General features: G+C 70.6%; 18 protein-coding genes and 1 pseudogene. 14 read left to right on the top strand and 5 right to left on the bottom strand.

The genetic code is table 11. The features are described from left to right. The first annotated feature begins 104 nt into the window (after positions 1 to 104). From ABS78_RS17410 to ABS78_RS17390, 5 genes are all read left to right on the top strand, one after another. A complete protein-coding gene (locus ABS78_RS17410; RefSeq protein ID WP_293382200.1) occupies positions 105 to 2,423 on the top strand; it encodes an ATP-binding protein in 2,319 nt (772 codons plus the stop codon). Between the two features lie 84 nt (positions 2,424 to 2,507). Then, a complete protein-coding gene (locus tag ABS78_RS17405) occupies positions 2,508 to 3,587 on the top strand; it encodes a site-specific DNA-methyltransferase (protein WP_293382197.1) in 1,080 nt (359 codons plus the stop codon). Between the two features lie 125 nt (positions 3,588 to 3,712). Beyond that, entirely contained in the window at positions 3,713 to 4,873 is a 1,161-nt protein-coding gene (locus ABS78_RS17400) for an MFS transporter (RefSeq protein ID WP_293382194.1), read from the top strand. Positions 4,874 to 5,061: 188 nt separating this feature from the next. Next, entirely contained in the window at positions 5,062 to 6,003 is a 942-nt protein-coding gene (locus ABS78_RS17395) for a DNA/RNA non-specific endonuclease (RefSeq protein WP_293382191.1), read from the top strand. Continuing rightward, positions 6,000 to 6,527: an SMI1/KNR4 family protein gene (locus tag ABS78_RS17390; protein WP_293382188.1), complete on the top strand. Its 528-nt coding sequence runs from the start codon at positions 6,000 to 6,002 to the stop codon at positions 6,525 to 6,527. Before ABS78_RS17395 ends, ABS78_RS17390 begins: the two co-directional genes overlap by 4 nt. Before the next feature lie 13 nt (positions 6,528 to 6,540). On the opposite strand, the gene mutY is transcribed toward ABS78_RS17390, so the two are convergent. Further along, on the bottom strand, positions 6,541 to 7,599 hold the full coding sequence (gene mutY / locus ABS78_RS17385; protein WP_293382185.1) for an A/G-specific adenine glycosylase: 1,059 nt from the start codon (positions 7,597 to 7,599) through the stop codon (positions 6,541 to 6,543). A gap of 47 nt (positions 7,600 to 7,646) precedes the next feature. Here mutY and ABS78_RS17380 point away from each other — a divergent pair, with 47 nt between their 5' ends. From ABS78_RS17380 to ABS78_RS17340, 9 genes and pseudogenes are all read left to right on the top strand, one after another. After that, the gene (locus tag ABS78_RS17380; protein ID WP_293382182.1) at positions 7,647 to 8,195 is read left to right on the top strand and encodes a DciA family protein; all 549 of its coding nucleotides are present in this window, start codon (positions 7,647 to 7,649) and stop codon (positions 8,193 to 8,195) included. A 115-nt stretch (positions 8,196 to 8,310) separates the two neighbouring features. Next, a complete protein-coding gene (locus tag ABS78_RS17375) occupies positions 8,311 to 8,934 on the top strand; it encodes a DsbA family protein (protein WP_293382179.1) in 624 nt (207 codons plus the stop codon). Between the two features lies 1 nt (position 8,935). After that, entirely contained in the window at positions 8,936 to 9,568 is a 633-nt protein-coding gene (locus tag ABS78_RS17370; RefSeq protein WP_293382176.1) for a DsbA family protein, read from the top strand. 5 nt (positions 9,569 to 9,573) lie between these two features. Beyond that, positions 9,574 to 12,913, top strand: a pseudogene (locus ABS78_RS17365) (AAA family ATPase). 163 nt (positions 12,914 to 13,076) lie between these two features. After that, positions 13,077 to 13,427, top strand: coding sequence for an AtpZ/AtpI family protein (locus ABS78_RS17360; RefSeq protein WP_293382173.1), 351 nt, complete (start codon positions 13,077 to 13,079; stop codon positions 13,425 to 13,427). Positions 13,428 to 13,442: 15 nt separating this feature from the next. Then, a complete protein-coding gene (locus ABS78_RS17355; protein ID WP_293382170.1) occupies positions 13,443 to 14,228 on the top strand; it encodes a F0F1 ATP synthase subunit A in 786 nt (261 codons plus the stop codon). A 52-nt stretch (positions 14,229 to 14,280) separates the two neighbouring features. Further along, positions 14,281 to 14,505: a F0F1 ATP synthase subunit C gene (locus tag ABS78_RS17350; RefSeq protein WP_293382167.1), complete on the top strand. Its 225-nt coding sequence runs from the start codon at positions 14,281 to 14,283 to the stop codon at positions 14,503 to 14,505. Between the two features lie 69 nt (positions 14,506 to 14,574). Then, positions 14,575 to 15,150 (top strand): hypothetical protein, encoded by a 576-nt coding sequence (locus tag ABS78_RS17345; protein WP_293382163.1) that lies wholly within the window; start codon positions 14,575 to 14,577, stop codon positions 15,148 to 15,150. Further along, positions 15,150 to 15,653: a F0F1 ATP synthase subunit B gene (locus tag ABS78_RS17340; protein WP_293382160.1), complete on the top strand. Its 504-nt coding sequence runs from the start codon at positions 15,150 to 15,152 to the stop codon at positions 15,651 to 15,653. The genes ABS78_RS17345 and ABS78_RS17340 overlap by 1 nt, the downstream gene beginning before the upstream one ends. 325 nt (positions 15,654 to 15,978) lie before the next feature. On the opposite strand, the gene ABS78_RS17335 is transcribed toward ABS78_RS17340, so the two are convergent. The 4 genes from ABS78_RS17335 to gcvH form a co-directional block, all read right to left on the bottom strand. After that, positions 15,979 to 16,365 carry a PGPGW domain-containing protein gene (locus ABS78_RS17335; protein WP_293382157.1) on the bottom strand — a complete coding sequence of 129 codons (387 nt, stop codon included), beginning with the start codon at positions 16,363 to 16,365 and terminating at the stop codon, positions 15,979 to 15,981. Positions 16,366 to 16,495: 130 nt separating this feature from the next. Further along, a complete protein-coding gene (gcvPB, locus tag ABS78_RS17330) occupies positions 16,496 to 18,076 on the bottom strand; it encodes an aminomethyl-transferring glycine dehydrogenase subunit GcvPB (RefSeq protein WP_293382154.1) in 1,581 nt (526 codons plus the stop codon). Then, on the bottom strand, positions 18,073 to 19,416 hold the full coding sequence (gene gcvPA / locus ABS78_RS17325) for an aminomethyl-transferring glycine dehydrogenase subunit GcvPA (RefSeq protein ID WP_293382151.1): 1,344 nt from the start codon (positions 19,414 to 19,416) through the stop codon (positions 18,073 to 18,075). Before gcvPA ends, gcvPB begins: the two co-directional genes overlap by 4 nt. A gap of 140 nt (positions 19,417 to 19,556) precedes the next feature. Beyond that, the gene (gene gcvH / locus ABS78_RS17320; protein ID WP_293382148.1) at positions 19,557 to 19,922 is read right to left on the bottom strand and encodes a glycine cleavage system protein GcvH; all 366 of its coding nucleotides are present in this window, start codon (positions 19,920 to 19,922) and stop codon (positions 19,557 to 19,559) included. Between the last annotated feature and the right edge of the window lie 177 nt (positions 19,923 to 20,099).

Raw genomic sequence — 20,099 nt, 5'->3', positions numbered from 1 at the left:
CCTGGATGTGATTGAAATATATAATCAACTTTGGGTTGAAACGGGTCGCGCCTTATTAAGGTGTGATGTCTAGGTTCGCGGCCAGTCCCCCCGGCGAGCGTCCCATGTATTCGGTTTTGACCTGCGTTCTCGTCGAGCATGACCTGCGGCTCGTGGTCCTGGCCGCCCTGGTATGCGCGTCCGCCTCCGCAGCCGCGTTTGGCTTCCACGCCAGAGCGCTTCGGGCGAGGGCGACGACCAATCGCCTGGCGTGGATCGGACTCACCGGCCTGGTCGCGGGCTCGGGCGTCTGGGCCACGCACTTCATCGCCATGCTGGCGTATCAGCCCTGGCTGCCCATCGGCTACGCGCCGGTCGAGACGGCGTTGTCGCTGGCGATGGCTATCGTCGGCATGGGCCTGGGGTTCGCGTTTCCCGCCCTGCAACCCGGTCGGCGGGTGGCGATGGCCAGCGGCGGGCTCACCGGCATGGCTGTCGGCGCCATGCACTTCACGGGTGTGGCGGCCATGCGCGCCCAGGCGCGGTTCGAATGGGATGTGGGCTATGTGATCGCGGCCATCGCTATCGGTGTCCTGGCGGGCGCGGCGGCGTTCACGGCTCGTACGATGCTGCGGGGGCATGTTCGCTGGGCCATGGCGACCGTTCTTCTGCTGCTCGGGATCGTGGGCCTCCACTTCACCGCGATGGCGGCCGTGCGGCTGGTTCCCGATCCCACGATGGCGCTGCCTTCGGAACTGGCCGGCCGCGCCGTCCTGGCGACGGCGGCGGCGGTCATGGCCGCGATGATCCTCACCGCCGGCGGCAGCCTGATCGCCATGGAGCGGCTGGGCCGGCGGACCACCCTGGGTGGGCTGCGGGACGCCCTGGACGTGGTGCCCTCGGCGCTGTCGTTCTACGACGCGCGCAGCCGCCTCGTGTCCTGGAACTACGCCTATGCGCGGATGATGAGCGATGCGGGCGTCGATGTCCTCGAGGGAATGACCCGCCAGGTCATTGTGGATGCCGTGATACGGGCCGGGTGGCGCCATCTGGACGACCGCGGCGATCCGGAGCGGCGATGCGAGGCCGCCGACGGTGGTTCGCCGCCGATGCATCTCGTCACGACCGATGGCCGGACGCTACGCCACGAGTCGTTCTCCACGGCGGATGGCGGCGGGGTGACGGTGCTGACCGATGTCACCGAACAACTCGAAACGACCCGCGTCCTCGCCGAGGCGCGCGACGCCGCAGAGGCGGCCAACCGCGCCAAGAGCCAGTTCCTCGCCAACATGAGCCATGAGATCCGTACGCCGCTCAACGGCGTGCTGGGTGTGGCCGACGTGCTGGCGGGCACGAAGCTGAGCGTGCGTCAGCGGGAACTGGTGGGCGTGATCCAGGATTCGGGCTCCCTGCTGAACGCCCTGCTGACCGATCTTCTGGATCTGGCGCGGGTGGAGGCCGGCGCGGCTGTGCTGCGCCCGGAGCCCGTGTCGCTGGCCAACGTCGCCGCCTCCGTTCGCAGCCTCTACGCGGCGCGCGCGGAACAGAAGGGCCTCGTGCTGGACCTGGAGGTCGCCCCGGACGCGGGTGGGCGCGTGGCCTGCGACGGCTTGCGGCTGCGGCAGGTACTGGGGAATCTGGTGAACAACGCCGTGAAGTTCACGGACACGGGCCGGGTGACGCTGGCCCTGTCCCGGGCGGGCGATAAGGTGCGGTTCGAGGTGCGCGACACCGGGCCGGGTTTCGACGCTGCGATGAAGGCCGTCCTGTTCGGTCGCTTCCAGCAGGCCGACGACAGCTCCACGCGCCGTCACGGCGGGGCGGGGCTGGGATTGGCGATCTGCCGGGAATATGTGGCGCTGATGGGCGGCGTGCTGGACGCGCGGTCCGAACCCGGCGCGGGCGCCGTCTTCGTCTTCGATCTCGAATTGCCCCCACTGGTCGACGAGCCGGGCGTGGTGGCCGGCTCGGACGGTCTCCCGCATCCGGATCCGGGCCAGGATCGGGGGCTGGCCGTCCAATCGGACACCGCCGCCGCCGAGCCCGAGCCGGGACGCGTCCGCATCCTGGTCGTGGACGACAATGCGGTGAACCGCCAGGTGCTCGGCCTGATGCTGGACGCGGTGGGCATCGAGCACGCCGCCGCCGCCGACGGCCATGCCGGCCTGGAGGCGGCGATGACCGGGGCCTTCGACGCCGTGCTGATGGACATCCAGATGCCGGTGATGGACGGGTTCGAGTCCACCCGCCGCATCCGGGCCTGGGAGCGTTCGAGCGGCCGGGAACGCATGCCGATCCTGATCGTGTCGGCCAACGGGCTGCAGGAGCATGTGGACGCGGGGATCGCCGCGGGCGCCGACGCCCACCTGAACAAGCCGGTCTCGGTGCCCCAGCTCGTCGGCGCGCTCGAAGCGCACGTCATGGCGGTGCGCGAGGCCGCGTAGCCCGGCCCCGACCGGGGGCTGTTGACGGGACGTTCACCATATCGCCCGAGGATTCAGGGTCTTTTGTGCTTTGAGGACTGGGCCATGGGGCTACCGATCGACGCCATCCTGAATGGCGATTGCCTGGAGGAGCTGAAGAAGCTCCCCGACCGGTCGGTCGACCTCGTGTTCGCCGACCCGCCCTACAACCTCCAGCTCGGCGGCGATCTGCTGCGGCCGGACAACTCCAAGGTGGACGCGGTCGACGACCACTGGGACCAGTTCGAGAGCTTCGCCGCCTACGACGCCTTCACCCGCGCCTGGCTGGCGGAATGCCGCCGGGTGCTCAAGGACGACGGCGGGCTCTGGGTGATTGGCAGCTACCACAACATCTTCCGCGTCGGCGTGGCGGTGCAGGACCTGGGCTTCTGGATCCTGAACGACATCGTCTGGCGCAAGTCGAACCCGATGCCGAACTTCAAGGGCACGCGCTTCACCAACGCGCACGAGACCCTCATCTGGGCCGCGAAGAGCCGGGGCGGGCGGCGCTACACCTTCAATTACGACGCCATGAAGATGGCCAACGACGAGCTGCAGATGCGCTCGGACTGGACCTTGCCGCTATGCACCGGCGAGGAGCGGCTCAAGGACGACAACGGCGCCAAGGCCCACCCGACCCAGAAGCCCGAGGCGCTGCTGCACCGGGTCATCATGGCCTCGACGAAGCCCGGCGACGTGATCCTGGACCCCTTCTTCGGCACCGGCACCACGGGCGCCGTCGCCCGCCGGCTGGGCCGCCGGTTCGTCGGCATCGAGCGCGAGACCGAGTATGCGCGGATCGCCGAGGCGCGGATCGCCCGGGTGATCCCGGCGACGGCCGAGGAGATGGTGGTCACGGGTTCGAAGAAGGCCGAGCCGCGCGTGCCGTTCGGCACGTTGGTCGAGGCGGGTCTCGTGCGGCCGGGCGACGTGCTCTACTGCCCCCGCGGCCAGAACGCGGCGCGCGTTCGGGCCGACGGCAGCCTGGTGGTGGGCGAATTCGCGGGCTCGATCCACAAGGTCGGGGCGATGGTGCAGTCCGCGCCCGCGTGCAACGGCTGGACCTACTGGCATTTCAAGACGGACGCCGGACTGGCGCCCATCGACGTCCTGCGGGCCAAGGTCCGGGCCCAGACGCCGGCCTGACCTTCACCGCCCGCGGCGCACATTCTCCCCCGCATGGGCAGCCGGGGGCTGGACGACGTACCCGATCTTCGGCCACCCTGGAGTCAAACAAGCGTTTGGGGGGGTGACATGGGCGGGCGGAGACGTTGAACCCGCGCATCTATGTCCTGACGCTGTGCACCTTCGCGTTCGGCTCGGCGGCGTTCATCTTCGCGGGCCTGCTGGAAGAGATGGCCGCCGACCTGGGCGTGTCCACCGCCGTGGCGGGCCAGCTCCAGACGGCCTACGTCCTGACCTCGGCGGTGCTGGGACCGGTGGCGGCCTGGCTGCTGGGCCGGCTCGACCGCCGGCTGGTGGTGATCCTGGGCCTGTCGCTCGGGCTCGTGCTGCACCTCGCCTGCGCGATCGCGCCCAACTACGAGACCCTGCTGGTCTTCCGCGCTTTCGCGGGCGTGGCGGGCGCCATGTCGGGACCGGCCGCCAGCGTGGCCGCCGCCGCGCTCGCGCCGCCCGAGCGGCGGGGCTCGGCCCTGGCCATGGTGACGGGCGGCATGACCCTGGCCTTCGTGGTCGGCATCCCCATTGGCAGCGTGGCCGGCGCGATGTTCGGCTGGCGGGCGACCTTCGTCGTGGCGGCCATCCTGGCCGGCGTGGCCCTGGCGGCGGTGGCGGTCTTCCTGCCCAGCGTGCGGGCGCCGGCGAAGCGTGAGGGCGGGCGGCTGGACCTCGCCGGCATCTGGCCGCTCTACCTGACCAGCTTCCTGACCTTCGCCGCCAACATGACGCTGAATCTCTACATCGCCCCCATCGTCCGGGTCGGCGCGGGCGTGACCGGGGCGGGCGTGGCGCTGTTCCAGTCGATGATCGGCTTCGGCGCGGCGATGGGCCTGTGGCTGGGCGGCCGGGCCGCCGACCGCGGCGCCGGCAAGGCCTGGGTGCTCCAGTGCATCGCGCTCCAGGGCGTGGCCATGAGCCTGCACTACGCCGCCACGCACCAGGTCCTGCCCGACGGTCCGGCCACCCAGGGGCTGGTGCTGGCCGCCATCTTCCTGGCGGCCACGGCGCTGTTCTCTATCTCGCCGGTGACGCAGTCGCGGCTGGTCCAGATGACCGGCGGGGCGCCGGTGGCGCTGGCGCTCAACGGCTCGGTCTTCGCCATGGGCCAGGCCACGGGCGCCACCCTGGGCGGCGCGGCCCTGGCGGCCTTCGGCGTGCCGGCGATCCCGGCCGCGGCCCTGGCCATGTCGCTGGTCGCCCTCGTCACCCTGACCTTCGCGTTCCCGCGCGACCCTAAGCCGGTGGCTTAGCCAACCCGGAACCGGTCCTATTGCGTGAGCGGCGGCTTGCGATCCGCGTGTATCGCCCGCCGTGCTGCAGGCAAAATGTTCTTCTTTTGTTCTTTACTTCTCCCGCCATCTATGTGAGGATGCAGCCATCGGGGACTGTGGTGACTGGCGGTTCCCGGAAACAGACCTTTCAACGAAGGGGGTGCTCGATGGCGGCCATGCCGAGGGGGACGCCGCGTTCCGTTCCGGATCCGGCGGGGGAGTTGTACGATGAAATGATGTGGGAGGAGCGGTTCAGGAAACAGGCTTCTGAGAACCCTCCCAAGTCGCCGATATCCATGCATGCGTCGGCGCTAATGCCGTTGGGATGGCGATCGGACAACATCTGGCAGGCGCCCTATTCCAACGATGTCGTCACGATCGGTGGGCGGACCTACCGACAGGTCGACAACGGGCAGGCGAATGTCCTCGTCCCGACCAACGATCCTCGGATTTCGCCTGCCGAACTGGCGGCGCGGCGGCGAGCCATCGAAAACGCGTCTCTCATGGCGAAGAGTCCGTTGGCCGGCGCCGCCTATGGCCTAGCTTCGTTGATGACCGCCTCGCCGACGAAGCTGGAGGCCGCGCTCACGGCCGGGAATGCGGCGGACGCCTTGATGACGGGACCGAGAGCACGTGGCGCGCCGCCGCCGCGACGTCTCCCGGAACCGCGTTGGACGCGCCCGAACCCGAGCTATCGAGAGCCCCGAAAGGACGGCCGGGCGCAAGGCTCTGTCGCATCGCTATGGTCGTCGATGCTTGGTTCAGGGACGCGCCCCGACCGGCGGATACATCCTCCCGGTTGGCAGGGGAATGGCCGAGATTTCAACGAGGCCAGGGGCCATCTTGTCGCGAGAGACCTCGGAGGGTCGGGAGGCGATCCGAGGAATTTGGTCACGCTCACCCATCACGGAGCCAATACGCCTCAGATGCGGGGGTTCGAGCAGGCCGTGAAGCGGAGGGTGCGCGATGGCGAACTCGTCGAGTACTTCGCAACGCCGCTGTATGGTCCGGGCGCCCTGCCCCCGTGGGGAGTGTTGTTGTCGGCCTACGGAGCGGAGGGTGCGCCTGTCGCCAAGATCATCCCGAATCCAGCGGGGCGCCCGAAATGACCATCGAGGCTCTGCTGAAGGCCGTTCCACCTCCGGCGATCCCGTCCGAGGCGTTTGTAGGACCCTGGGAGCCGATAGAGGCGGAACTAGGGACCAGGTTGCCCCAGGACTACAAGGATTTCGTGCGCGTCTATGGATCCGGTTACTTCATGGAGTTCCTCGGAATCAATGTGCCGAGGAACCAGAACACCTACACGCGCTTCGAGGCGGACATTCATAGGGTCAGGGGCATATTCCTGGAGGACGAAGAACTTCCGTACACCCTGTGGCCGGAACCGGGAGGCCTGATCACCTTCGGCGGCACAGACGAGGGTGACCATCTCTTCTGGCTGCCGCGCGGCGCGCCCGAGGATTGGCGTGTCGTGGTCTGGAGCCGGGGGTCGAGCACATTCGAGGTCCTGGATTGCGACCTCACCAGCTTCCTGGCCGGCCTCGCCACGGGCGATCTCCTGCCCGACGCGTTCCCGGAAGACATGTTGCCCTGCGACCATCCGTTCCAGCCGAGTCCGCCTCGGAACGCCTGATCCGGGCTGCCCCCTACAGCAAGTTCGACAACCCTGCGCGGGCGGCCTTGAGGAAGACGCTGGGGAGCGCGTCGAGGTCGCGGCGGGGGGTCCAGATCAGGTCGCGGCTGGCGGCTGAGACGTCCACGTCGGCTCGCAGCAGGCGGAGCGTGAGCGTGAAGTGGGTGAAGCCGTGCTCCACCTCGCCCACGCTGCGCCAGGCCGCCTGGGCGGGCGCGGCGCCCACGGCCTCGGCCTCGCCCCATGAGGTGGCGCGCCAGTCCGTGGTGGGCAGCGCCAGCATTCCGCCCAGAAGGCCCTTGGGCGGCCTCCGGACGAGGGCGATCCGGGAGCCGTGGGTCAGGATGAAGGCCGCGCCGTGGCGGTGGGGCCGTTCGGCCTTGGCGGTCTTGCGCGGATAGCTCTCGGGAGCTCCCGTCGCCAGGCCGGCGCAGTGGGCGGCGACGGGGCAGCGGTCGCAGAGCGGCGCCCTGGGCCGGCAGACGGTGGCGCCCAGGTCCATGAGCGCCTGCGCCCAGTCCCCGGGCCGGTGGTCGCGGATCAGCCCGCCCGCCAGGCGCTTCAGTTCGGGCTTGGCGTCCGGCAGGGGCGCCTCCACCGCGAACAGCCGGGCCATCACCCGCTCGACGTTGCCGTCCACGACGTTCGTGGGCAGGTCGAAGGCGATCGCGCCCACGGCCGCCGCCGTGTAGGGGCCGAGGCCGGGCAGGGCGCGCAGGCCCTCTTCCGTATCGGGAAAGACGCCGCGGTGGTCGCGGGCGACGGCCCGGGCGCAGGCCAGAAGGTTGCGGGCGCGGGCGTAGTAGCCGAGGCCGGCCCAGGCCGCCATGACGTCGGCGTCTGGCGCGGCGGCCAGGTCGCCGACCGTGGGCCAGCGGGTGGTGAACTTCAGGAAGTAGGGCGTGGCGTGCGGCACGGTGGTCTGTTGCAGCATCACCTCGGACAGCCAGACCCGGTACGGATCGGCCCGGACGCCGGCGGCGTGCTCGCGCGGCCCCACACGCCAGGGCAGGTCCCGCGCGGCGGCGTCGTACCAGTGGAGGAGTGCGGCGCGGAGGGCTTCGACGTTCACGCGCCCTGGCCTAGCACCGCGCCCCGTCGCGACGCTAGACTAGGGCCGTGCGACGCCGCCCACCCCTTCCCAGCCTCGAAGAGGCCCGCGCCATCCTGGCCGCCAAGCGGACACGTCCGCCGCACCGGCCCCCGCCGCCCGCGGCCCGGGCGCTGAAGACCTATCTGAAGGACATGGACGGCCGCTTCGGCCAGGGCGCCGACGCCCTGGCGGCCCGCTGGCGAGAGGTCGTGGGGCCGCAGATCGCCCAGCGCACCGAGCCGGTGAAGCTGACGCGCGGCCGGAACGGCGGCCCCTCGTCGCTGGAGATCCGGGTGGCCGGGCCGGCGGCGGCCATCATCCAGCATCAGGCCCATGAGATCCTGGCGCGGGTGAACCTGTTCCTGGGACCGGAGGCCGTGCAGAAGCTCCGGATCGTCCAGGGGCCGCTTCGCCGCCCGGCGCCGCCGCCGGCCCCGCGCCGCGCCGCCGCTCCGCTCGATGCGGCGGTCGAGGCCGAACTGGCCGACGGCCTGTCCGGGGCGCCGGAAGGGCGGCTCAAGGACGCCCTGCTGAAGCTCGGCCGTGGGGTCATGACCCGTCGCGCCGGCGGTTGACACACATCCGCCGCGGTCGCATCGGCAGTTGGCGCCGGCCGCGTCGTGAAGACGGCGGTTGGGCCGCGCGGGAATCGCGCTTTAATCCTTTGTTCAGAAGCTCCGGAAGGTGTGCATGTCGAACCTCAGCCGTCGCCTGGTGATGGCCGCAGCCGCGGCGGGCGCCGCGCTCGCGCTTGCGAGCTGCAATCAGGCCGGGAGCGCCGGCGGCGCCTCGGCAGACGCCATGACGATGGGCGACCCCAAGGCGCCGGTGCATGTGGAGGAATACGCCTCCCTGACCTGCGGCCATTGCGGCCAGTTCGCGCTCGAGGTCCTTCCGGCGTTCAAGGCCAAGTACATCGACACCGGCAAGGTCCGCTACACGCTGCACGAATTCCCGACGCCGCCCATCGCCGTGGCGGCCGCCGGCTTCCTGACCGCCCGTTGCGCGGGGAAGGACAAGTACTTCGGGGTCGTGGACGCCATCTTCCACAGCCAGCAGGAGATGTTCACCTCGGGCGATCCCCGCGGCGTTCTGCTCAAGGTGGCCCAGTCGGCCGGGATGACCGAACAGCAGTTCAACGCCTGCATTCAGGACGAGAAGGCCCTGGAGGCGCTGAACGCCCGCGTCGAACAGTCGGCCCGACGCCAGAACATCAGCTCCACGCCGACGTTCGTCGTCAACGGCAAGGTGGTCAAGGAAGGCGCCATGACCCTCGAAGAGCTGGACGCCGCGATCGCGGCGGCCTCGAAGTAGGATGAGGACGCCCTCGCGCCGCGCCGTGTGCGTGAGCGCCGCCGCCGGCGCGATGCTGGCGGCCGCCCAGGCGCGCGCGGCGGTCAAGTCCGCGCCGGGCGACATGAGCCTGGGAAACCCCAAGGCGCCGGTCCATGTGGTGGAATATCTCTCGCTGAGCTGTTCGCACTGCGCGCACTTCCACGAGGACGTCTTCCCGGCGTTCCGGGCGAAGTACGTCGACACCGGCAAGGTCTATTTCACGGTGCGGGAGTTGCTGACTGCGCCGGCCCAGGTCGCCGCCGCCGGCTTCCTGCTGGCCCGCTGCAACGGCGGGACGCGCTACTTCGACATCCTGGATCAGGTCTTCCGCAGTCAGGGCCGCTGGGGTTCCGGGCAGATCAAGCCGATCTTCCTCGAGATCGCCAAGGAGAACGGGATCACCGAGGCGCAGTTCGAAGCCTGCCTCAGCGATGCGAAGGCCAACGACGCCCTTTCCAGCCGCCTGGAGTACGCCACCGGTGTCGACAAGGTGACGGGAACACCGACGTTCTTCGTCAATGGCGTGATGCTCCAGGTGGGACATACTCCCACTCTGGCCGAGCTCGACGCGGCCATCGCCAAGGCGCTCAGCAAGACCGGGGGGAGGCGCTAGCGGCCGTGCACTTCCAGCGGCTCAGGCTCGCGGGCTTCAAGTCCTTCGTCGATCCGACAGAGTTCCGGATCGAGCCGGGACTCACGGGCATCGTCGGGCCGAACGGCTGCGGGAAGTCGAACCTGCTGGAGGCGCTGCGCTGGGTCATGGGCGCCAATTCCGCCAAGGCGATGCGCGCCGGCGGTATGGACGACGTGATCTTCGCCGGCGCGGCCAACCGGCCCGGGCGCAACCACGCCGAGGTTTCGCTCACCATCGACAACGCCGCCCGGCGTGCGCCGCCGGCCTACAACGATCACCCGGTCATCGAGGTGATCCGGCGCATCGACCGTGGCGCGGGCTCGACCTACCGGATCAACGGCCGCGAAGTCCGCGCCCGCGATGTCCAGCTTCTTTTCGCCGATGCTTCGACAGGCGCCAGCTCGCCCGCCCTGGTGCGGCAGGGGCAGATCTCGGAGCTGATCGCCGCCAAGCCGCAGAACCGTCGGTTGATCCTGGAGGAGGCGGCCGGCGTCTCGGGCCTCCATTCGCGGCGCCACGAGGCCGAGCTGCGCCTGCGGGCGGCTGAGGCCAATCTGACACGGCTGGACGACGTGGGCCAGGAACTCGAAGCCAGCCTGGGCCGCCTGAAGCGCGAAGCGCGGCAGGCCGAACGCTACAAGAGGCTCTCGGCCGAGATCCGGGCGTTGCAGGGCGCCGTGCTCGTGGCGAAATGGACCGAGGCGAAGGCGGCGGCCGAGCGGCTGGCCGCCGAAGCCCGCGCCGCCCATCGGGCGGTGGAGGAGACCGCCCGCGTCGCCGCGACCGCGACCACCCGGGCCGCCGAGGCCGAGGCGGCGCTGAAGCCCCTGCGCGAGGCCGAGACCGTGGCCGCGGCGATTCTGCACAAGCTGGCCATCGACAAGGACCGCCTGGATCGCGAGGCCGAGGCCCACGCGGCCGAACTGAAGCGGCTCTCCGACGACCTCGCGCGGATCGACGCGGACCGTGCGCGCGAGACCCACATCGTCGAGGACGCAGGCCAGGCGCTGGCGCGGCTGGCCGGGGACCTGGCTGCGCTGGAGGCCGAGATCGCCGCCGCGCCCGAGCGGGGTCCCGAGCTGGAGGCCGCGGCCCGGGCCGCCGAGGACGCTCGCGCGGCGGCCGACGCCGAGGTCGAGACAGGCTCGCGGCGAACGCGCTGCGCTGGGACCCGCCGCCGATCCCCAGGCCGACGCGGCGCGCGGGGCGCTGGCCGCCGCCGAGGCGACGCTTGCGGCCGCTCGCGGCGCCCTGGACGCCGCCGAGGACGAGCGCGCCCGGACCAACGACGCCGAGACCGTAGCGCGCGAGGCGGCCCGCAAGCTGGAGGAACAGCTCGGCCGCCTGACCGCCGAGGCCCGTGCGCTGGCCGGACTGGTGGCTCAGGCGAAGCGGGGCGGCTTCGCCCCGGCGCTCGACAGCGTGGCGCCCGATCGCGGCTACGAGGTCGCCCTGGCGGCGGCGTTCGGCGACGACCTGGACGCCGCCCTCGACCCTGCCGCCCCTGCCCACTGGAGCGGGCGGGACGTGACGGCGCCGACATGGCCCGAAGGCGCGACGCCGCTTGGTCCGCTGGTGCGGGCGCCGGCGGCGCTGGCGGCGCGGCTGGCTTTCGTGGCGCTTGTGGACCGCGCCGCCGGCGACCGGTTGCAGAAGGCCCTGCCGCCCGGCGGGCGGCTGGTCTCGAAGGAAGGCGATCTGTGGCGCTGGGACGGCTTCGTCGCGCGCGCCGAAGCGCCCAAGCCCGCGGCGATTCGTCTGGAGCAGAAGACGCGCCTCGCCGAGGTCGAGACCGGGATCGAGGCCCTGCAGCCGCAAGCGAAGGCGGCGCGGGAGGCGGCGACGGCCGCGCTGGCGCAGGTGCGCGCGGCCGACGAGGCGCTGCGCGCCGCCCGCCGGGAGCCGCCGCCCCTGGAACAGCGTGTGGTGCAGGCGCGGGCGGCGTTGGAGCGTCTGGATCGCGAAGCCGCCATGAAGGCGGCGCGGGCGGCGTCCCTGGATGACCTGATCGGGCGGTTCGAGGCGGAGCTGGCCGAGCACGAGGCGGCGCTGGCCGAGGTGCTGGCCACGGTGGGGGGCGCGGATTCGGACGACGACCTCGCCGATCTTCTCGCGGCCGCCCGGGCCGCGGCCGGTCCGGCGCGCGAGGCGGCCGCCTTTGCGCGGGCGGCCTACGAGCTGGAGATTCGCGAGCGGGACGGCCGCGCCCGTCGGCGCGAGTCCGTCGCTCGCGAGCATGAGGATTGGACGCGCCGGTCGCAGGCCGCGGCGAAGCGGGTCGGCGCCCTGGACGACGCGCGGGCCGGCGCACACGCGGCGTTGGCGACCGCCCGGGACGCACCGTCCACTCTGGAGAGCCGTAAGGCCGCTCTGCTGGACGAACTGGCGGCCGCGGAGGCGCGCCGGGCCGGGACGTCCGATGCGCTGGCGGCCGCGGAGCGCGAGCGCGCCGAGGCGGAACGGTCCTTGCGCGCCGCGGACGCCGCCGCCGCCGAAGCGCGCGAAGTCCGCGCCAGCCTGACGGCGCATGACGAGGCGGCGAAACAGCGACTGGAGGAGGTGGCGGCCAACCTCCGGGAGGCCGCGCGCATGGAGCCCGAAGCCTTGGCCCGCAAGCTGGCCGACGAGGCTGTGGCCATCCCCGCCGACGCCGAGGGGATGGAGGCGCACCTGTTCGCCCTGGAACGCCAGCGCGAGGGAATCGGGCCGGTGAACCTGCGCGCCGAAGAGGAGGCGCAGGAACTGGCCGGACGTCTCGAAACGATGAACGTCGAGCGGGCCGACCTGACCGGCGCCATCGCGCGTCTGCGCCAGGGCATCGACGAGTTGAACCACGAGGGTCGTGAGCGCCTGACGGCGGCGTTCGGCGTGATCAACGATCACTTCAAGACCTTGTTCGAGACCCTGTTCCAGGGCGGCCAGGCCGAGCTGCGGCTGGTGGAATCGGACGATCCGCTGGAGGCGGGGCTCGAGATCTACGCCTGTCCGCCCGGCAAGCGCATGGCGACCATGAGCCTGATGAGCGGCGGCGAGCAGGCGCTGACCGCGGCGGCCCTGATCTTCGCCGTGTTCCTGGCCAATCCGGCGCCGATCTGCGTTCTGGACGAGGTGGACGCGCCGCTGGACGACGCCAACGTCGACCGCTTCTGCAACCTGCTGGACGAGATGTGCCGGCGCACCGAGACCCGCTTCATCGTCATCACCCACAATCCCGTGACCATGGCGCGGACCGACAGGCTCTTCGGCGTAACCATGGCCGAGCGGGGCGTTTCGCAGCTGGTGTCGGTGGACCTGCGACAGGCCGAGGCGATGGCGGCGCAGTAACGCCGCGTCAGGATGCCTCCCTCGCAAGGGCGCCTGAAAACATCAAGCAAAACAACGATATAATAGGCGTCCAACGAACCTTGACGCACTGCACCCGCCTCTATAGGTTCCGCGCGACCTGAAAGCCGCCCTGGCGGTCTTTCGGACCAGAGGCCTTCCTGTCATGGCGGATCGAAAAGAGACGCGCGAGGAGGCGCTTCGCCAGTTGAGCGTCCGGGCGGAAGCGCTCGAAGCGCGCACGGCCCAGACTCCCCAGGACTACGGGGTCAAGGCGGCGGGGTACGGTTACAGGCTGCTCGGCGTCCTGCTGGGCGGGCTGTTTGTGGGGCTGGGTTTCGGGGCCGCCGTGGACGCGCTGGCCCGAACCGCGCCTTGGGGCATGATCGTGGGGGTCCTTGTGGGCTTCGCGGTCTCGATTTGGATGACGGTTCGGTCCGCGCGTCGGATGCAGGCCGAGTTCGAACGGGAGTTGGGCCCGCCACGGGACCTGCCTCCGGACGACGAGGAAGATTGAGGAGTTCAGGGCGGCATGGCCGGTCCGATGGAACAGTTCGAGGTCCGCAAGATCGTGGACCTCCCCGACTTCACGATCCCCGGCGTGGGCGTCATCGACATGGCGTTCACCAACTCGACCCTGGCCATGACCTTGGCCGCGGCCGCGATCGCCGGATTCTTCGCCCTGGCCACCGCCAAGGGCGAGGTTGTGCCCGGCCGCCTCCAAATGGTGGGCGAGGCGGCGTTCAACTACATCGACAACCTGACCACCTCGATCATCGGCCACGAGGGCCGAAAGTTCTTTCCGTTCATCTTCACGCTGTTCCTGTTCGTCCTGACCATGAACATCCTGGGGATGTTCCTGGTGTTCACGGCGACGTCCCAGCTCGCGGTGACCGCGACGCTCGCGGCGATGACCATCCTGCTGGTGCTGATCGTCGGCTTCGCCCGCAACGGCGCGAATATGTACAAGCTCTTCGTCCCGGCCGGCGTGCCCTGGTACATGCTGATCTTGGTCACGCCGATCGAGTTCATCTCGTTCATGCTGCGGCCGGTGACCCTGGCGCTGCGTCTGTTCGGCAACATGCTGGGCGGCCACGTGGCGATGAAGGTGTTCGCAGGCTTCGTCGTCTCCCTGGGCGCGCTCGCGGCCGGCGGCGGTCTGGGCCTGCTGGGCATTCCCGGCGCCATGCTGTCGCTGGGCGGCGTCGTGGCTCTGACGGCGCTTGAGTTCCTGGTGGCCTTCCTCCAGGCCTTCGTCTTTGCGGTTCTGGCCTGCGTCTATCTGAACGACGTGGTCAATCTCGGCCATCATCACTGACGGCCGGCCACTCAACCCCAACCCTCAAACTTCGTATCGGGACGACATCATCATGGAAGCGGAAGCGGCTAAGTTCATCGGCGCGGGTCTGGCGACCCTCGGCATGATCGGTGCGGGCATCGGCGTCGGCACCCTCTTCAGCGGGTTCCTGCAAGGCGCGACGCGCAACCCGTCGGCCGCCGGCGGCCAGTTCACCAACCTCATCCTGGGCGCGGCTCTGACCGAAGCGCTGGGCATTCTGGCCTTCGTGCTCGGCCTGCTCATCCTCTTCAGCTAAAGCCCGCGCCGGCTACGGGCGGGCCTTCCGGTCCGCCCTTGAGCCGGTCGCCAAGGACTGTCGCGCCTGATGGCCCCTGACAATACATCCGCGCCGAGCGCCGACGCGCACGGCCACGCGCCCGTCGGCTCGACCGAGGTTCCCGGCCATCACGCCGAGAGCGGCGGCCTGCCGCAGTTCGAGTTCCAGTACTGGGGCGGCCAGATCGTCTGGCTGCTGGTCCTGTTCGCGATCCTCTATGTCCTGTTCGCGCGGGTGTTCGTGCCGCGGTTCCGGAAGGTGGCGGACGCACGCGCTGAGACCATCGCCGGCGCGCTGGACGATGCTCGCCGCGTGCAAGCCGAGGCCGACGCCAAGGCCGAAGCCATGAAGGTCGAGATCGATCGCGCCCGTGGCGAGGCGCGCCGCCTCGTGGCGGACGCACAGGCCGCCGCCGCCGAGCAACTTGCCGGCAGCCAGGCCGCCCAGGACGCCGAACTGGCCAAGCAGATCGAGGCCGCCGAGACCCGTATCCGTTCAATGCGCGACGGCGCCATGTCGAACGTGAAGGGGATCGCCGCCGACGTGGCGAGCACCATGGTGGAGAAGCTCACCGGCAAGCCGGTGACGGCCACCGAGGCCCGCGCTGTGCAGGGGAACGCCTGATGCCTGCCTTCCTGAATCCCGCCCACGCCGAATTCTGGGTGGCTGCCGGCCTGGTGATCTTCCTGGCGATCGTGATCTTCGTGGCCAAGGCGCCGCGGGCGATCGCGGGGGCGCTGGACGCCCAGGCCGCCAAGATCCAGTCCGACCTCGACGAGGCGGCCCGCATCCGGGAAGAGGCCCAGAAGCTGCTCGCCGAATTGCAGGCTGAACGCGAGACTGCCGAACGCCAGGCCAAGGACATGCTCGCCGCCGCTCAGGAGCAGGTCCGTCTCTACGAGGCCGACGCGAAGGCGAAACTGGAGGAAAGCCTGGCCCGGCGCCAGAAGCTGACCGAACAACGCATCCAGGTGGCCGAGGCCCAGGCGGAATCGGAAGTCCGCGCCGCCGCCGCCGAACTGGCCGCGCAGATGGCTGAGCAGGTGCTGTCCCAGCGCCTGTCAGGCGCCAAGAGCGACCCCTTGATCGACCAGGCGATTGGTCAGATGGCGGGGAAGCTGCAGTAGTCCAAGAGATCGGGCCGCCTGCTTCTCCGCACCCCGGAGACCGTGGCCCGAGGTCGGGTGACTGGCGTTGGGGAACGCCGGACACCCGCGACCTGTCCACGAATCCCACAACCGCACGCACAGGCCGCGGCGCTCCGCCTGGGGAGAGCGCCGGCTAACGGATTGTCCCGTCGGTTGTGGGGTTCGTGGACGCCCCGCTGTCCATCCCGATGAGATCCGGCGGTCAAGGCGCGCGGCGACCGCGCGCACTCTGTGGCTTGACGCTGGGAGACCCATCGCTCTGCGCGACTGTGCGTCTCGAAACGACGTCGCTCCGCAGCGGTGCTTACCGCCGCCGCCGGAACTTCCGGCGGAGCGGCTTCACGAAGCGCATGCGACGCGGAATCATCACCCGCTCGACGCGCAGGGTCTGCTGGTAGAACAGCAGCAGGAACTCGGGATCGCGGCGCAGCAGCCGCCGGATGGGCGACAGCACCTTGGGGTGCGCCCGATGCAGGCGCACGAACTGGCGGCGCGCCTTGAACGAGTTCTTGAGGACGACCATCAGCCCGACCACGATCACCGGGATCCCGCCGGGGCCCGGCAGGGGCGCGATGGCGATGCCCGCGATGATGATGGCGAAGCCAAGCATCACCATGCCGAACCGCTTGATGCGGCCGGCGATCTCGCGCGCGAGATCGTCTGCGGCGCGGTACACGCGCAAAGGGGGCATGGCGAAAGTCACTTGGGTAGTCCTGGGGGGCGCGTGGCGGAGCGGGGAGGTCCCGCCATCGCCCCTCCCATATGCGTACGTGGGAGAGTCCCGTAAAGACGCCTACCCGTTAATTTTTCCTCACGCGCGTCTATTCAGCCGCAGATGGCGCCGGCGCCACAGTGGCGGGCTCCGGGCGCCACGCGAGCTTAGGCCTGCGCGCGGCGAGGGTTTCGTCCAGGCGACGAAGCGGGGCCAGGAAGGGGGCGCCCTTGAACCGCTCGGCCTGGCCTTGCCGCGCCGCCGCGGCCAGTGCGCGCAGAGTTTCGCAGAAGCGGTCCAGCTCGGCCTTCGACTCGGTTTCCGTGGGTTCGATGAGCATTGCGCCGTGGACGACCAGCGGGAAGTACATGGTCATCGGGTGGAAGCCCTCGTCGATCATGGCCTTGGCGACGTCGAGGGTGGTCACGCCCGTGCCCTCCAGCCAGGCGTCGTCGAACAGGGCTTCGTGCATGCAGGGGCCGTCGGGGAAGGCGGGCGACATGACGTCGGAGAGGCGGGCCTTGACGTAGTTGGCGTTGAGCACCGCGTCCTCGGCGACCTGACGCAGGCCGTCCGAGCCGTGGCTCAGCATGTAGGCGTAGGCGCGGACGAACATGCCCATTTGCCCGTGGAAGGCGCAGAGGCGGCCGAAGGCCTGGGCGGCGTCGCCGGTGGGCTCCTCGAGGAGCTGGAAGCCGTCGGCGGCGGAGAGGACCCAGGGGGCCGGGGCGAAGGGGGCGAGGGCCTCGGAGAGGACCACGGGCCCCGCGCCCGGCCCGCCGCCGCCGTGGGGCGTCGAGAAGGTCTTGTGCAGGTTGATGTGCATGGCGTCGACGCCCAGGTCGCCCGGGCGGACGCGGCCGACGATGGCGTTGAAGTTGGCTCCGTCGCAGTAGAAGTAGGCGCCGGCGGCGTGGGTCAGGCGAGCGATTTCAAGGACATCGCGTTCGAAGAGGCCGCAGGTGTTGGGGTTCGTCACCATGATGGCGGCGACGTCCGGGCCGAGCTTGGCCTCGAGGTCGGCGAGGTCGACGCGGCCGTCGTCGGTCTGGGCGATCTCGGTGACGGCGTAGCCGACGAAGGCGGCGGTGGCCGGGTTGGTGCCGTGGGCCGAGGTGGGCACTAGGACCTTGCGGCGGTGGCCCTGGCCGGCGGCCTCGTGGGCGGCCTTGATGCAGAGCAGGCCGCAGAGCTCGCCGTGGGCGCCGGCCTTGGGCGAGAGGGCGACGGCCGGCATCCCCGTCAGCGTCTTCAGCCAGTGGGCCAGGCGGTCCATGAGCGCCAGCGCGCCCTGGATCGTGGACGCCGGCTGGAGCGGGTGCAGGTCGGCGAACCCGGCCAGGCGGGCGGCCTTCTCGTTGAGGCGCGGGTTGTGCTTCATGGTGCACGAGCCGAGCGGATAGAGCGCCAGGTCGATGGCGTGGTTCTTCTGGCTCAGGCGCACGTAGTGGCGCACGGCCTCGGGCTCGGAGAGGCCCGGCAGCGGCAGGTCTTCGCGGACGAGGCCGGCGAGGTCCGACGCATCGGCCTCGGGCTCGGGCAGGTCGACGCCGGTCTTGTCCCAGCCGCCCAGCTCGAAGATCAGCGGCTCGTCCTGGAGGAGGCCTCGGCCGCCGGTGAGCGAGGCGAAGCCGGCGGGCCCGGCGGCGCCTTCGGGACGGGTGGGACGGCCCACGGTGTTCATGCTCATCGGGCGGCCTTCGCGGAAAGGGCGGCCGTCAGCGCCGCGATGTCTTCGGAGGTGGTGGTCTCGGTGGCGGCGAGCAGGAGCACGTCGTCCAGGCCCGCGTGCGGGTCGAGGCGCGAATAGGGCACGCCGGCCAGGATGCCGTCGGCGGCCAGGGCGTCCACAAGGGCGGCGGCCGAACCCGTCACCCGCACGGCGATCTCGTTGAAGTAGCGCGGCGTCAGCACCTCGACCCCCGCCCCGGCCACGGCGGCGGCCAGCTCGCGGGCGCGGGCGTGGTTCACCCGGGCGAGCCGGCCCAGCCCCTTTCCGCCCAGCAGCGACATGTGGATCGAGAAGGCCAGGGCGCAGAGGCCCGAGTTGGTGCAGATGTTGGAGGTGGCCTTCTCGCGGCGGATGTGCTGCTCGCGCGTCGAGAGGGTGAGCACGTAGCCGCGCCGGCCGTCGGCGTCGACGGTCTCGCCGCAGAGGCGGCCGGGCATGTTGCGGACGAACTTTTCGCGGCAGGCGAAGAGGCCGACGTAGGGGCCGCCGAAGTTGAGCGCATTGCCGATCGACTGGCCCTCGGCCACGGCGATGTCGGCGCCCATCTCGCCGGGCGACTTCAGCAGGCCGAACGCCACCGCCTCGGTGGTCACGACGATCAGCAGCGCGCCCTTGGCGTGGGCCGCCTCGGCGATCCGGCTCACGTCGGTGACGACGCCGAACACGTTGGGGGTCTGGACCACGACGCAGGCGGTCTGGTCGTCGATGGCGTCGACGACCGCGGCCTCGGCGTCGACGGCGGCCGGCTGGCGCACCGTCTGCATGCCCTCGGCCTCGGCCAGGGTGCGGGTGACGGCGGCGTAGTGGGGATGCAGGCCGCCCGAGAGGATCGCCTTGCCGCGCCGGGTGACGCGCTTGGCCATCATCACCGCCTCGGCGCAGGCCGTGGAGCCGTCGTACATCGAGGCGTTGGCCACATCGAGGCCGGTCAGGGCGGCCACCTGGGTCTGGAACTCGAACAGCACCTGGAGCGTGCCCTGGGCGATCTCGGGCTGATAGGGCGTGTAGCTGGTCAGGAACTCGGACCGCTGGATGATGTGGTCCACCGTCGCCGGCACATGGTGGCGATAGGCGCCCGCGCCGCAGAAGAACGGCCCCGCGCCGGCCGGGCGATTGAGCGCCGCCAGGGCCGACAGCGCGCGCTCGACCTCCATCTCGCCGGCGTGGGCGGGCAGGTCCACCGGCCCGGCCAGGCGCGCGGCCCGGGGCACGTCGGCGAACAGGGCGTCGATGTCGGGCGCGCCGATGACGCCGAGCATCTGGGCGCGGTCGTCGGGCGTGAGGGGGAGGTATCTCATCGGGTCACTCTGTGCGCGCCGCAGGCGCTGTCATCTGGAACCACAGAAAACACAGAAGACACGGAAGGGGCCGTGGCCCGGCGGGCTTCTGTGCTTTCTGTGTTTTCCGTGGTTCGATTCATCTGCGCGTCGCGCGGGGCCTAGAGGGTCGCCAGGAAGGCTTCGTAGGCGTCGCGGTCCATGAGGCCCTCGTACTGGGCCGGGTCGGCGACACGGACCTTGGCGAACCAGCCGCCGGATTCCGGCGAGGCGTTGACGGTCTCGGGGGCCTCGGTCAGCTCGGGGTTGGCCTCGACCACCTCGCCGGCGATGGGGGCGTAGACGTCGGACGCCGCCTTGACGCTCTCGACCACCGCGAAGGCGTCGCCCGCCTGGAAGGTCTTGCCCACCTCGGGCGTCTCCACGAACACCACGTCGCCCAGCTGCTCGGCGGCGTAGGCGGTGATGCCGATGGTGGCCGTGTCGCCCTCGAGGACGACCCACTCGTGATCCTTGGTGAAGCGCATGGGGTTCTCTCCTAGAGGCGGGTCATGGCGCCGCAGGCGCCGTCGTTTGAAACCACGGAAAACACAGAAGACACGGAAGGGGCGCGCCTGCGGCGGGGCCAGGTCATGCGCGCCTCCTCCCCCGTCCGGGGGAGGGGGACCCTGCGCCTGACCCGCGGCGGCCATGAACTCGTCGTT

This window comes from Phenylobacterium sp. SCN 70-31 (genome assembly GCF_001724605.1).
Lineage (GTDB): Bacteria > Pseudomonadota > Alphaproteobacteria > Caulobacterales > Caulobacteraceae > Phenylobacterium.
The sequence above is the reverse complement of the archived record's forward strand: the minus strand, read 5'-3'. Positions and strand labels throughout refer to the sequence as shown.

Excerpts from the sequence above, each read along its gene's own strand:
- ABS78_RS17350 (WP_293382167.1), top strand. The coding sequence starts at position 14,281 with ATGGAAGCGGAAGCGGCTAAGTTCATCGGCGCGGGTCTGGCGACCCTC.
- ABS78_RS17375 (WP_293382179.1), top strand. The coding sequence starts at position 8,311 with ATGTCGAACCTCAGCCGTCGCCTGGTGATGGCCGCAGCCGCGGCGGGC.
- ABS78_RS17410 (WP_293382200.1), top strand. The coding sequence starts at position 105 with ATGTATTCGGTTTTGACCTGCGTTCTCGTCGAGCATGACCTGCGGCTC.
- gcvPB (WP_293382154.1), bottom strand. The coding sequence starts at position 18,076 with ATGAGCATGAACACCGTGGGCCGTCCCACCCGTCCCGAAGGCGCCGCC.
- ABS78_RS17390 (WP_293382188.1), top strand. The coding sequence starts at position 6,000 with ATGACCATCGAGGCTCTGCTGAAGGCCGTTCCACCTCCGGCGATCCCG.
- ABS78_RS17370 (WP_293382176.1), top strand. The coding sequence starts at position 8,936 with ATGAGGACGCCCTCGCGCCGCGCCGTGTGCGTGAGCGCCGCCGCCGGC.
- ABS78_RS17395 (WP_293382191.1), top strand. The coding sequence starts at position 5,062 with ATGGCGGCCATGCCGAGGGGGACGCCGCGTTCCGTTCCGGATCCGGCG.
- ABS78_RS17345 (WP_293382163.1), top strand. The coding sequence starts at position 14,575 with ATGGCCCCTGACAATACATCCGCGCCGAGCGCCGACGCGCACGGCCAC.
- gcvH (WP_293382148.1), bottom strand. The coding sequence starts at position 19,922 with ATGCGCTTCACCAAGGATCACGAGTGGGTCGTCCTCGAGGGCGACACG.
- ABS78_RS17355 (WP_293382170.1), top strand. The coding sequence starts at position 13,443 with ATGGCCGGTCCGATGGAACAGTTCGAGGTCCGCAAGATCGTGGACCTC.
- ABS78_RS17335 (WP_293382157.1), bottom strand. The coding sequence starts at position 16,365 with ATGCCCCCTTTGCGCGTGTACCGCGCCGCAGACGATCTCGCGCGCGAG.
- ABS78_RS17360 (WP_293382173.1), top strand. The coding sequence starts at position 13,077 with ATGGCGGATCGAAAAGAGACGCGCGAGGAGGCGCTTCGCCAGTTGAGC.
- ABS78_RS17405 (WP_293382197.1), top strand. The coding sequence starts at position 2,508 with ATGGGGCTACCGATCGACGCCATCCTGAATGGCGATTGCCTGGAGGAG.
- gcvPA (WP_293382151.1), bottom strand. The coding sequence starts at position 19,416 with ATGAGATACCTCCCCCTCACGCCCGACGACCGCGCCCAGATGCTCGGC.
- ABS78_RS17340 (WP_293382160.1), top strand. The coding sequence starts at position 15,150 with ATGCCTGCCTTCCTGAATCCCGCCCACGCCGAATTCTGGGTGGCTGCC.